Genomic DNA, 12854 nt, shown 5'->3' on the forward strand with positions numbered 1-12854 from the left:
CCGTTTAAGCATTCATCGAATTTTTTAAAAGTTCATCCCAATTGGGCGGCAGTTTCACTGCCTTGCTGGTCAATCGTCCCTGCGTGTAATTCTCACGGAAGAACAGGCTCCTGTTTCTCGTGGGATCGCCTGTCACGACTACCAGTATCCTTGCTTCCGGGCCAAGTAAAGGCACCATCCGCTTCGGATCATCCGATTCATACCACTCCCGGGGCAGGTCCCCCTGCTCCACCGCTTCTTTCAGACTATATGGTTTCCAGTTGTTAAAGCGTGAGCTGTTCTTTTCAAAATATTCCGCCGTCACCTTTGCATGTTCCCTGATGTAGCGGTCAATGTCCTGTTTTGAGTACCCCTGTTCCGACAAAAGCTTTGCAACGACGGGGCTTATAAAGAGGACATGGGTCTCCTGGTAACGCCGCATCGCCTCATAAGGTTCGATCATGCGCTCCACCCAGTCGGTCATGTAGTCCAGATGCTGCTTGGCAAGCTCTCCTGTGGACTGGAAGGGATCGCTCGTCACACGGCCGGAGGTGATGGTAACCACATTCTCCCCCTGTGCAAATCCCTGTTCCTCCCCCAGGGTTTTCCAGCCGATTTCCTCACAAAACCTGTCGTTTTCCGGTGCAACGGCACGAAACATCTGGCCGTGGGTGGACATATCCGTCGCCCCCGGCAGCGAACCCGCCACGTTACGGATCAGCATCCTGTAAAAACGGCCGATGGAAATGTTAGGCCGGGATCCGGGCCGCTGATGGCCTGTCTTATAATTAAATTGAAGCTGGTCACGGATTGGGCCGTTTAACATGATAACCGCTTCCCATCCCGGCGTTGCCCCTGAATCCTTCACACTATATCCCGGCTCCGACACAATTTCGGCAACCGCCAGCAGAATGGGCATATATTCGGGACGGCAGCCCGCCATCACTCCGTTTACCGCCACTTTCCACACCGTACAGGCGCCCATGGCCGGTTCCAGGATGCCGATTACCTCCTCCGGTGAGCGTTCCGTGAACTTCAGGAATTCCTCCACCTTTTCGAGTGTAGGAGGAACAACAGGCAGACCGTCCGACCACTGTTTCTCATAAAAATAAGACTGTATCTCCTCGTAGCTTCCTCCAAAAACAATGTCACGCTCCCCCGGACCGCGTTTTTTTGCCCTGACCGTGCTTTTAACGGGTTCCGTCAGAGCCTTCAGAATCCGGGGAACGACAATTTCCTCCGTATTTCTCTTAAGAGCCGCCGCATCATCGAGGGCAATCGGCGCCGGATATTCTGCGACGCGCAGATCCGGGAAGCCCGCACTCTTTGCTATCTTTTTCACCATAAATGGAAAACCCTGGCATGCTACCGCAACCGCGGGTATACCCGTTTTCTCCACTAATATTCCTGCCCGCGCAACTGCGGGCGCGCAGGTCCCTCAGCACCCGTTTCCGACGATTACGGCATCGCACCCGAAGTTCTTGAGCATTTCGGGCAGGGCCGCCATCATTTTTTCCTCCTGGGACGGATCGTGGAAATTGCCGAATTCCTTATAGCTTACAAAGCGGACATCGGGATATTTCTCACGGATTTTTTCCTCAATTATGGGAAACGTTTCATCCCCGCGGAACCCGTGGTTCCACAGCTCACCAATTACCTTGCCGTTCAAATCCGGCAGGGACGGGGCCACCTTCCTCTCCTGTGTCGCCTGCACCCCAACAGGATAAACAACACTGTACATTTCGTCCATAAACAACCTCCTGGTTTCTGTTTGTTTGATTATTTTTATTGTATATCGAAAGGTGAGTAGTGGTCAAATTGGACATTGCATGCGATTGATAACCGCATAGCTATCAATTGCCGTTTCATATCTTTCCCTGTATAGGCCCTGCTTCAATATTGACTCCCCTATTTCCCTGTGATAGACTGAATTTATGAAAACGATTTCTGCGTGACATAATTTTCAAATAGACAGGAGGTCATTCCATGGATACCGCTACCCTGAAATATTTCATTGCAGTGGCTCAGACACAGCATATGAGCAAAGCTGCCCAGAAACTCAATATTACCCAGCCTTCCCTGTCCACCTCCATCCGCCGTCTGGAGGCCGATATCGGCTATCAGCTCTTTGACCGAACCGGGCGCGGTATCCAGCTCAACGAGTACGGAAAAATATTTTTGGAGGGTGTCACGGCCGCCGATCATATTATGAGTTCCTGTTTAAGTGAGATGGAGGAGCTGAAGAAGAACTCCGTCAGTTTTGTACGGATGGCATGTTCCAATTCGCCTACCAACTCCCAGCTTATCGATCTGCTTTTATCCAAGGGCATGAACCTGAAGGTGGACAACATTCCCAATAACTGGGAACAGGAGCTGCTGAGCCAGAACTGTGATCTCGTCATCACCATGGGAAATCTTCACCACTCTAATATCGCCCATGCAGTGCTCCGCTATCAGAAGCTGGCAGTCGTGGCCAATAAATATCACCCTCTCGCCAGGGCGGAGACCGTCACGCTGTCCGATCTGCACCGCTGCTCTTTCTGTTCCACCGATGCCCCCCACTCCCTGTTCAACGTTGTAAAGGAACAGAATCCGGACTATGATTTCCATCCGAGAATCACGTTTCTGGGACGCAACTCGTCCGATATGCTGAAGGCCATACGCTCCGGCATCCACGTCGGACTGATGGTAAAACGTAATCTCCCCGATACGGAAGATCTTGTGCTCCTTCCGGTACAGGATTTTGATGTCACCCTGCCTCTCTATCTCTACTGGCGGATGAGTGATACAAAAAAAGCCGCCCTCGCTTCCATGAGGCAGAATATCATTGACTTTTATCAGGCCCTGCCTGCCGATGAATAGAGCAACGCAGAACAGGCTCCCCCTGTGCCGTCGCGGTAAAACGCCGTGCACTGGGGGAGCCTGTTTCTAACTGCCACCGCTTTGTTTTAATAATATCCACTGTTTATGACATCAGGATCCGGATATCCCCATTCTTCTTTGTAATCTTTCTCCGGTCAAATGCGTCCAGAAGCATGACGGAATATTTCCGTGAAGTGCCGAGCAAATCCCGGTACTCAGCCAGAGTAATCTCCCCATTCTCCCTGAAGTGCCCATGAAGGATTTCAAGCGCCCTCTCCCAGTGTTCCGCCGCCATATAGGCATCGGGGTTCACTTTGACCAGCTCTCCCGTCCGCGTAAGTTCCGCCATAATCCGGCGCGCCTGCTTCTTATCGCCAAAACGGCCGGCGGCCTCTTCATTGGATGGTACCTCCCATCCGGATCGGCGGTAGAGCGCTTCCAGTTCCCGTTTCACCGTCTCATTTTCCCCGGAATAACCGGCGGTAAACCCGGCCAGGGCCACCATGCTGGCGGCGGCCGTTACCACCTTTCTCTTTATGAGTTCCTTAAGAATCTCTTCCCGTATCTTTGGAGGAAGATAAAGTTCCTGCCCCAGCCTGCTTTTAAATTCCTCGCGCTCCATTCCCAGTGAGACGGGATTTCCGCTGTGGAACTGTGTTAATACCAGCTCCGCCAGCCGGACGATTTTCTCCCAGTATTCCCTGTGGATACAAAAGGAACTGCTTAGAATCAGGATCTTTTTCTGTTTTTTCAATTTTTCCAGTATCGCATCCATATGGCCGGCCGTCGTATTCAGGCGGACCGCCAGCTCTTTCTTTTCGGGGAACCGGGTTCCGGACTCCCTTATCCCGGCCTCCGCCGCTTCTTCATCGGTTCCTGTCTCCTTGATCCTGAGAAATTCCGTCACCTCTTCACGGAATCTTCTGTGTTTACCGGCTGCGGCCTCCAATACCACTCCACCGCCGAATGTCTCGACAGGAGAATAAAAACGGATGATAAACCGATCCCCGCGTTTTACCGCCGCCGGTTCGTCAAACCGAAGCTGGGCATAGGCCTCCTCCCCACCCGCCAGCTCATCTATGGAAAGAAGAACCACCTTGCACACCGACTGTGCGGCCCCATAACTGATGTGGACCCGGTCTCCATTCTTAAGCCGCCGGTCTGTCGAGGAAAACAGGCGGATCTTTACATCTGCCATTGCTCCGGGAATGATGGAACCCGGAGCCGCAAGAATGGAGCCACGGCTAATCTCTTCCTTTTTAATTCCAGAAAGGTTTAACGCGGTTCTCTGGCCTGCCGATGCCGTCTCTTCCTGATTTCCATGGCTCTCAATCCCACGGATCCTGAGCAGACGCTCCTCCGGGTAAAGCATGATCTCCTGTCCCGTACGGCAGCTCCCCTCCAGAAGCGTACCCGTCACAACGGTTCCAAACCCTCCGGCCGTAAAAACGCGGTCAACAGGCAGACGGAACAGTTCCCCGTCACTCCTCTTTTCTTCTATACCGCGGACCTCCTCGAGGATCATCTGTCTCAGCCTGCCGATGTTGTCTCCCGTGCGGGCGGAAACACGGACCGTGGGAGCTTCTTCCATAAAAGTGCCTTTCACCAGCTCCTTTATGTCTTCCTCCACCATCATGGCCCACTCTTCGTCCACAAGATCCGACTTCGTAAAAACAAGGATCCCCCTTCCAATGCCAAGCATGCTGAGAATCTCGAAATGCTCCACCGTCTGAGGCATAACCCCCTCATCCATGGCAATCACAAGGAGAACCAGATCAATGCCGCCAATTCCAGCCAGCATATTCCTGATAAACTTTTCATGCCCCGGGACATCGACGATGCCAATTCGCAGCCCTTCGTCATTGGGCAGGCTGGCAAATCCCAGCTCGATTGTGATTCCCCGCTTTTTCTCCTCCGCCAGCCGGTCCGTGTCAATCCCCGTCAGCGCTTTAATCAGACACGTCTTCCCGTGATCCACATGGCCGGCGGTTCCGACAATCACATTCCGCATCCGTTCTGCCTCCTAACCGCAAAATGCCTGTGCAATCAAATCAAATTCATCTTCTTCTATCGTCCTTACGGAGAGCCAGACGCGGTCATGGGCTCTTCTGGCAATAACGGGGACCTGAGCTTCTCTAAGCAAACGCTCCAGATGCTCCGCAGTTCCTGCACCTCCATCCACCGTCACGGCCCAGCCCTTTAAAAGTACCATCGGGGCGGAGCCTCCCCCTACCTGATCATCACACGGCTCCAGGCCGAAGTGCAGAATATCCACCTGCAGACGCTCCTGAATATGGCTTCGCAGTCTCTCCGCTTTTTCCCGGAGCTCCTCTTCCCCCGCCGTGATCATCCGCAGCGCCGGTATCTCCCGGAATGCGCCGCCCATATCCTGATACTGGCAGAAAGTGGCCTCCATGGCGGCCAGCGTCATCTTATCCACGCGGAACGCCCTGGCCAGGGGATGTCCCTTCATCTTATCCACATATTTTTTCTTTCCGACGATAATTCCACCCTGAGGGCCGCCAAGCAATTTGTCACCGCTGAACATTACTACATCGGCGCCGTAGCTGAGGGCATCCCCCACCGTGGGTTCATCCAGTCCATACCGGCTCATGTCAGACATCAGCCCGTTTCCCATATCGTAAATGACGGGAACCTGGCATTCCTCTTTAATCTCGCTCAGCTCTTCCAGTGTTGTCTCCCTTGTAAATCCCACAATCCGGTAGTTGCTGGTGTGTACCTTTAAAAATGCCCCTGTTTCTCCCTCGCGGAACGCTTTCCGGTAGTCCGAGGGCTTTGTCTTATTGGTAGTTCCCGTCTCAACGAGAATTGCGCCGCTCTCCTCCATAATCTCGGGAATCCGGAAGGAACCGCCGATTTCCACCAGCTCGCCGCGGGAAACAATTACCTCTTTCCCCCGTGCAAGGGCAGACAGGCAGAGCATTGCAGCGGCCGCATTATTGTTGACAACCATGGCGGCTTCGGCTCCGGTCAGTTCTTTTACCAGTTGTTCCACCCTGTCATTCCTCAGGCCGCGTTTTCCTCTCTCCACGTCATATTCCAGGTTCGTGTAAAACCTGGCCGCCTGTGAAGCGGCTTCGGCCGCCCGTTCAGACAGCCTGGCTCGGCCCAGATTGGTGTGAAGGACGACTCCGGTTGCGTTAATTACCCTTCTCAGATTTTTTCTCTGCCACTCTGTAAACATCACTTCCACCTGTTCAACAATCTCCTCCGGCGTCACGGCATACTGCCGCGTCCCCGACTTTATCTCTTCCCTGGCCAGCGCCGTAATTTCCCTCACCGCATCAACGAGCACCTGCCTCGGCATTTCATCCATAAAAAAAAGGAGACGCTTATCCTGCAGCATCTCATCCACCTTCGGAATTCCTCTGAGTAATTCCTGCATTTCTTCCATTCTTGTTCTCCTGTCCGCCACAGATATTTTTATAAAAAGTCCGGCCTGCCGGACTCTCGCGCCGAGCGCGGCCGCATAGCGGCATATTACATCTACGCGCGAGTGCGCATCTCACCCGGAGGGCTTTTTATATGATAGAGCACTTTCCTATGATATAAAAAACGGAGGAGGTGGGGATCGAACCCACCCGGGAGGCTCCTAACCCCCCACAACGGTTTTGAAGACCGCGAAGCACACCAGCACTTATCTGCCTCCACGTTTTGTACTATCTTATCATCCCCCCGGCCGCTTGTCACTACCATTTTACCAGTAAACAGTAATATAAAAACCTTCCGTCTCAATTCCCGACTCTGCTGCGGTCTGTTCCACCAGATTCCGCTCCCCGGGCGGAGCCGACCAGGCCATGCCGCAGCCCGCCCTCAGCGTTCCGGGTACGGGAATTAATCTGCCCTCCACTCCCTTTGCTGCGCAGACGCGCTCCATTGTCATGGCCGCCACAGTTGTCCGGAAGGTCACAATGAGCCTGGGCTGTTTCTCTCTCATTCTGCAATCCTCCTCACCGCGTCAACGGCGGTTTCCACCTCCGCCTCGGTATTAAACCAGGAAAAGCTGAACCGGACAGCCCCCTGCTCTGCGGTACCCAGGGCCAAATGCATCCTGGGCGCACAGTGTCCGCCCGGCCTGACCGCAATTCCATAGTCTTCCGACAATTCATCGGCTACCGACCCAGAATCAAAATCCCGGATATTCAGTGCAACTACCGGAGCTTTCACAGCCGAAAAATCTCCATAAACGGTGACTCCCGGAATCTCCCGCACTCCCTTATAAAACAGGTCTGCCAGCCGTTTTTCCTTCTCTAAAATCACAGCGGTTCCCGTTTCTCTGATAAAATCCAGGGCCGCCGACAGCCCCGCTATTCCATGTCCGTTCAGTGTCCCGGCCTCCAGACGCTCCGGATACTCCTCAGGCTGAAATTGGTCATACGTCTTTATACCGGTTCCCCCCACATTCCAAGGCCGGATTTCCACACCCGGACCAATGCACAAACCGCCGGTCCCCTGGGGACCCATAAGGCCTTTGTGCCCGCTGAAACAGAGGATATCGATATTCAATTCCTGCATATTAACGGGAAAAACTCCCGCCGTCTGGGAGGCATCTACAATAAACAGGCTGCCGTTTTCACCTGCCATCCTTCCGACCGCCGCAAGATCCATCAGATTACCGGTCAGATTCGATGCGTGGGTACAGATTACCGCCCTTGTCTCCGGCTTCAGAACCTTCTTAAACACACTGTAATCAATGCAGCCGTTCCGATCGGCCGGAATGAAATCCAGCCCGGCGCCCTGCTCCTTCTCAAGCCTGTACAGCGGGCGCAGCACTGAGTTGTGTTCCCAGTCTGTCGTTACGATGTGATCTCCCGGGCAGACTGTCCCATTTATCGCCATATTCAGCGCCTCTGTGGCATTACCGGTAAAAATCACCCGGGACGCCTCGCAGCCAAACAGCTCCGCCAGCTTAACCCTGGTCCCGGTCACAGTTCTGGCTGCTCCAAGGCTCCCGGCATGGGTTCCCCGGAATGAATTTCCCATTGTTTTCATGGCCTCCGCCACCGCATCCGCCACCTGCTCCGGCTTATGAAGTGTTGTAGCCGCGTTATCCAGATAAATCATGGTTTAATCACCTTATCCGCCTCATATAGTTTTTCGGCAATCGTATACATATTGGTAATGCTTCCGGCGCCGAGGTTCTCCGTCAATCCATAAAAGTCAAGACAGGTCCCGCAGGTCAATACTTCCGTTCCCCGCTCTTCCAAACTGCGCAGATCCTCGCAGGACACCGCGCCTTTCATCGGAATGCGCGCTCCGCTGTTGTAAAACAGAATTGTCCGTGGAAGTTCTTCCTGCTGGGACAGGGCATAGATAAATCCTTTCATCAGAATCTTTCCCAGTTCTTCATCACCGTCTCCCATACAGTCGGAACCGATTGCCACCACCGTGCACCGTTTCGTTTTTATATCCTCTGCCACTGACACCCTCTCAGCTCCGGCACCGGGAACCGCCGCATCAACGACATCATTTCCACTTTCAGTTCCCTTTTCATCCGTCGTCATTATGACGGCAAAACACGTTTCCCCCACCTTATGGATCTCACACCGGAGCCCCTTACCCGAAGCCAGCCGCATCAGGTTCTGGACGGCGTTTTCATTATCAACATGCACTTCCAGTATATCACCGTCCCGCAGCTCCTTCAGCGCCCTGTTGGCCTTAACAACAGGAACCGGACAGGCCTCCCCCACAGCATCTACAATTATCTTCTCCACAATCAATCACTCCCTCGCAATATCTCTCAAAGTCCCGTCTCCCCGGATAATACCGTACCTTTCCAGGCAGACTTCCCTTCTATTCCTGTTTCTGAATCTATTGTACATTTAACCGGCTGTAATAGTCAAATTGTATCTGCTGTCGATCCGATAGTTCCATAGCTATCATTCAATAATTCATATCATTCTGTTTATCGGCCCCGCTCCCATTTCTCAATCCCCCATTGCTTTTTCATTTTCCCAGTGCTATGATAATCAAAAAAATACCTGCCTCCCCATTTAACCGGGGGCAGGCTGAAAAACAGGAGGTGAACCCATGTCTAAAGAACTGCCTTTAACACAGATGACAACCTCGGCAGGCTGAGCGGCCAAACTGGGACCGGGTGTCCTCACGGAAATACTTGAAAATCTGCCCAATATCAGGGATCCCAGGCTGCTGGTCGGCTTTGATACCAGCGACGACGCCTGCGTCTACAGGGTTACAGACGAAATCGCGGCAATCCATACCGTGGATTTTTTCACCCCTGTTGTGGACGACCCCTATCTGTTCGGGCAGATTGCCGCCGCCAATGCGCTGAGCGACGTTTATGCAATGGGTGGGAAACCGGCAGTGGCAATGAATCTGCTGTGCGTTCCGAACTGCCTGAGTAAAGAAACAATTCGGCTGATTTTAAAAGGGGGGCATGACAAAGCGGTGGAAGCCGGCTGTGTCATAGCCGGAGGCCATACAATTCAGGACCCTGAGCCAAAATACGGGCTCTGCGTCACAGGATATGTCCACCCCGATAAAATTCTGAGAAATGCCGGTGCAAAGCCGGGCGATGTTCTCGTCCTGACAAAGCCGCTCGGTACCGGTGTCCTGACCACGGGAGCCAAGGCCGATATGGTATCGCCATCGGATTACAATGAGATGACCGCCTCCATGGCAGCATTAAATGCAAAGGCGGCAGAACTGATTCAGGGTTTTCAGGAAGTCCATGCCTGTACCGATATCACCGGGTTCGGACTTCTGGGCCATGCTTACGAGATGGCGGCCGGGAGCCGGGCGGCGCTTTATCTTAAAAGCGGCCTGATTCCCCTGCTGCACGGTGCACGCCAGATGGCCGAAATGGGCATTATCCCCTCAGGGGCCTACCGCAACATGGAGTATGTACGGCCGCACCTGAGCCTGCATCCGTCTGTTCCCCAGGCCCTGGCCGATCTGATCGCCGATCCCCAGACATCGGGCGGACTTTTGGTAGCCCTGCCGCCCGGGGAGGCTGAGAAATTGACGCAGCAATTGAAAGCCGCTTCCCTGACGGGGGCTGTTATCGGACGGGTTATGGAAAGATGCGATGCAGACATAATAATCGAATAGCATGACGTGTTTTGCACAGTCTGCAACAACGAAAAGCACGCTTCGCGAACTTTTCATCGCCACTCAACAATAGAGAATGAGGACTGCGGTTTCCGCGTCCTCATTCTCTGTTTTACCGCCGGTTTACACCTGCATCTTTAATTACTGTTTCATACCCATGATAACGCCGTCATCCAGTCCCGCCTCATCACACATCCAGAATCCGTCATCTTCTTTTACAATATAAAATCCATACCTGCCGCCGTCCCGGAACCTCTCTTTTTCATCATCCGCCACCGACACGCGCCTTGCTCCGTTCCGGTATGCCTGATGCACCACGCGCCTCACAACGCCCTCAAACTCTTCGTCCTCACAGCGGTGTATTGTAAGATGGGCCGGACCGCCGCCGCTCACTTCCCTCTGATCCAGGACGTAATGCCAGTGTCTGTTCTCTCCCTCCAGATATGGCTGGAGTTCCTTCTCATAGTCCAGACTTACCAGTGTCAGACCCTCGGCTGGAATTGTCGGCCCTGCCGCCGCCCTGTTCCTGGCCTCCAGTATCTCTTCCATATGCTCCGGGGGATAAGCCCCCATCCCCACCTTCACAAGAGTCCCCGTAATAATACGCACCATATTGTAAAGAAATCCGCTTCCGCTGATGCGGATTGTGATTATGTCCCCGGTCTTATCAACATCCAGACTGTAGATCGTCCTGACCGTCTCCTCCGCCTGGGAACGGATCGTGCAAAAGCTCTTAAAATCATGCTCCCCGACCAGATATTCGGCCGCCTTCTTCATCTTGTCCACGTCCAGATCAAAATAACAGAAATAGCTGTAAAGCCGTTCCAGCGGCATACTGATTTTCCGGTTCATAATCTTATACTCGTAGGTTTTCGTGCAGTTGGCCTTTCTGGGGTGATAGGTGAGCGGAACCTCCTCCGATGCCTGGATCCGGATATCGTCCGGAAGACGCTGGTTCAGGGCAAAACAGATTTTCTCACCCGGGATCCGGCTCTCCGTATCGAAAACAGCCACGTTGCCTCTCGCATGGACGCCGGAATCCGTCCTGCTTGCGCCGATAACGGCAACAGGCTCCTTCAGAAGTCCTGTCAGAGCCTTGTTTAGTATTTCCTCTATTGTCACGCCGTTCTGCTGAATCTGCCATCCGCAGTAAGCAGTTCCGTCGTAAGCTACAATCAGTTTAATTCGTCTCATCTTTCATCTCCTGCCGTCATTCGTTACTGTTCACGCCGTGCACAGCAGCCGCGATTCTTCTACAGGACAACGCGGATCGCGATCACAGCTGCCAGATAAACAATGAATACGGCATAGGCCGCCCTGTCTCTCTTCTCATAATGAAGCGGCTTCATCTTCGTCCTTCCCTCGCCGCCGCGGTAGCATCTGGCCTCCATAGCCATGGCAAGATCCGTAGCCCGCCGGAATGCGGAAACAAACAGGGGAACCAATAGCGGTATCATGCTCTTTGCCCGCTGCATCAGATTACCCGTCTCAAAGTCGGCGCCTCTGGCCATCTGGGCCTTCATAATCTTATCCGTCTCCTCGATCAGGATCGGAATAAAACGAAGCGCGATCGACATCATCATCGAAACTTCGTGCACAGGAACACGGATTTTATTTAAAAATCCAAGGCTCCTCTCCAGACCGTCCGTAAGCTGGTTGGGAGTCGTAGTCAGCGTCATGATGGATGAACCCAGAACCAGGTACATCAGGCGCAGTCCCATAAAGAAAGCCAGGCTCAGCCCCTCCGCCGTTATCTTCAGGAAACCGAGGCGGAAAATCACGCGTCCCTCCGTCAGAAACAGGTTAAAGCTGACGCTGATCAGCAGCAGGAAAACAATCGCCTTTAACCCCTTCACAATAAATTTAAAGGGAACCTTGGACACCCGGATCACAACGGTCAGAAAAAGGGTGGCGGCCAGATAGCACCAGAGGTTATTTGCAAAAAAAAGCGAAATAATATAAATCATTGTCCCGAACAGTTTTGTCCTCGGATCCAGGCGGTGAACCGCCGAATCTACCGGATAGTACTGTCCGATCGTGATATCTCTAATCATAACGTAAGCCTCCCCCTCTCCCGAAGGAGGTTAAGAATCGCATCCCTTGCCTCTTCCACGGTCGTAATCGTATCATCCACCGGGATTCCCTGCTCCCGGAGTTCCTGCACGACATACGTAATCTGAGGCGCTGCCAGGCCCATGTCCTCCAGCTCCTTATAATGCTTAAACACTTCCCGCGGGGTGTCGTCGTAAACCTTCTCCCCATGGTTCATCACCATGATCCTGTCTACATAGCGGGCCATGTCTTCCATACTGTGTGAGACGAGGAGAATCGTAAGACCGTGCTGACGGTTCAGCCTCTCCACCTGATCGAGGATCTCATCCCGGCCCTGCGGATCCAGTCCCGCCGTCGGCTCATCCAGAATCATCATCTCGGGACGCATAGCCAGAACTCCGGCAATCGCCACCCTTCTCTTCTGTCCGCCCGACAGCTCGAAAGGCGACTGCTCATAAAAGCTCTCATCCATTCCAACGAGATCCAGCGCATGTCTGGCCCGCTTCTCCGTCTCCTCCTTCGTGCAGCCCAGATTCTTCGGGCCGAAGCAGACATCGGAAAACACATCGGCCTCAAATAGCTGGTGCTCCGGATACTGGAACACAAGCCCTACTTTACTCCGCAGTTCCTTCATCTTATACCCGTCACTGAAAATGCTTGTCCCGTGATATAAGATATCCCCGCTGGTAGGACGGATTAGTCCGTTCAGATGCTGGATTAACGTGGATTTACCGGAACCGGTATGCCCGATCAGCCCGACAAATTCACCGTCGTTTATCTCAAAATTCACATGTTTCAGGGCATGCTGCTCAAAGGCAGTCCCCGCCCCATATGTGTAATTCAAATCTACAACCTTAATCGACATATCT

At 53.2% G+C, this 12854-nt stretch carries 12 protein-coding genes and 1 tRNA gene; 2 read left to right on the forward strand and 11 right to left on the reverse strand.

Annotation, left to right across the window (positions count from 1 at the left end; all coding sequences use genetic code 11):
* Positions 1–4 precede the first annotated feature (4 nt).
* Positions 5–1378, reverse strand: a complete 1374-nt coding sequence (locus QZT18_RS03375; RefSeq protein ID WP_294144225.1) for a hypothetical protein — start codon at positions 1376–1378, stop codon at positions 5–7.
* A gap of 39 nt (positions 1379–1417) precedes the next feature.
* Positions 1418–1729 carry a hypothetical protein gene (locus QZT18_RS03380; protein ID WP_294144227.1) on the reverse strand — a complete coding sequence of 104 codons (312 nt, stop codon included), beginning with the start codon at positions 1727–1729 and terminating at the stop codon, positions 1418–1420.
* 236 nt (positions 1730–1965) lie between these two features.
* On the opposite strand from QZT18_RS03380, the gene QZT18_RS03385 reads away from it, so the two are divergent.
* Positions 1966–2841, forward strand: coding sequence for a LysR family transcriptional regulator (locus QZT18_RS03385; RefSeq protein ID WP_294144229.1), 876 nt, complete (start codon positions 1966–1968; stop codon positions 2839–2841).
* Positions 2842–2944: 103 nt separating this feature from the next.
* On the opposite strand, the gene selB is transcribed toward QZT18_RS03385, so the two are convergent.
* From selB to yedF, 6 genes are all read right to left on the reverse strand, one after another.
* Positions 2945–4852, reverse strand: coding sequence for a selenocysteine-specific translation elongation factor (gene selB / locus QZT18_RS03390; protein ID WP_294144231.1), 1908 nt, complete (start codon positions 4850–4852; stop codon positions 2945–2947).
* Positions 4853–4864: 12 nt separating this feature from the next.
* Complete coding sequence (selA, locus tag QZT18_RS03395) at positions 4865–6256, reverse strand: L-seryl-tRNA(Sec) selenium transferase (protein ID WP_294144233.1); 1392 nt, start codon at positions 6254–6256, stop codon at positions 4865–4867.
* Between the two features lie 162 nt (positions 6257–6418).
* Positions 6419–6511, reverse strand: a tRNA-Sec gene (locus QZT18_RS03400).
* A 48-nt stretch (positions 6512–6559) separates the two neighbouring features.
* Positions 6560–6799, reverse strand: coding sequence for a DUF3343 domain-containing protein (locus QZT18_RS03405; RefSeq protein WP_294144235.1), 240 nt, complete (start codon positions 6797–6799; stop codon positions 6560–6562).
* Positions 6796–7926 (reverse strand): aminotransferase class V-fold PLP-dependent enzyme, encoded by a 1131-nt coding sequence (locus tag QZT18_RS03410; RefSeq protein ID WP_294144237.1) that lies wholly within the window; start codon positions 7924–7926, stop codon positions 6796–6798. The genes QZT18_RS03405 and QZT18_RS03410 overlap by 4 nt, the downstream gene beginning before the upstream one ends.
* On the reverse strand, positions 7923–8576 hold the full coding sequence (yedF, locus tag QZT18_RS03415) for a sulfurtransferase-like selenium metabolism protein YedF (RefSeq protein WP_294144240.1): 654 nt from the start codon (positions 8574–8576) through the stop codon (positions 7923–7925). The genes QZT18_RS03410 and yedF overlap by 4 nt, the downstream gene beginning before the upstream one ends.
* A 316-nt stretch (positions 8577–8892) precedes the next feature.
* On the opposite strand from yedF, the gene selD reads away from it, so the two are divergent.
* Positions 8893–9933 carry a selenide, water dikinase SelD gene (gene selD / locus QZT18_RS03420; RefSeq protein WP_294144242.1) on the forward strand — a complete coding sequence of 347 codons (1041 nt, stop codon included), beginning with the start codon at positions 8893–8895 and terminating at the stop codon, positions 9931–9933.
* Between the two features lie 141 nt (positions 9934–10074).
* Here selD and truA read toward each other — a convergent pair whose 3' ends face one another.
* Genes truA through QZT18_RS03435 form a run of 3 tightly spaced genes read right to left on the reverse strand, consistent with a single transcriptional unit; the run spans position 10075 to position 12850 of the window.
* Complete coding sequence (gene truA, locus QZT18_RS03425; protein ID WP_294144244.1) at positions 10075–11127, reverse strand: tRNA pseudouridine(38-40) synthase TruA; 1053 nt, start codon at positions 11125–11127, stop codon at positions 10075–10077.
* 59 nt (positions 11128–11186) lie between these two features.
* Positions 11187–11987 (reverse strand): energy-coupling factor transporter transmembrane protein EcfT, encoded by an 801-nt coding sequence (locus tag QZT18_RS03430; RefSeq protein ID WP_294144246.1) that lies wholly within the window; start codon positions 11985–11987, stop codon positions 11187–11189.
* The gene (locus QZT18_RS03435) at positions 11984–12850 is read right to left on the reverse strand and encodes an energy-coupling factor transporter ATPase (protein ID WP_294144249.1); all 867 of its coding nucleotides are present in this window, start codon (positions 12848–12850) and stop codon (positions 11984–11986) included. The genes QZT18_RS03430 and QZT18_RS03435 overlap by 4 nt, the downstream gene beginning before the upstream one ends.
* Positions 12851–12854: the final 4 nt, after the last annotated feature.

The sequence above is a fragment of the uncultured Clostridium sp. genome (assembly GCF_900547735.1).
Classification (GTDB): domain Bacteria; phylum Bacillota; class Clostridia; order Lachnospirales; family Lachnospiraceae; genus Otoolea.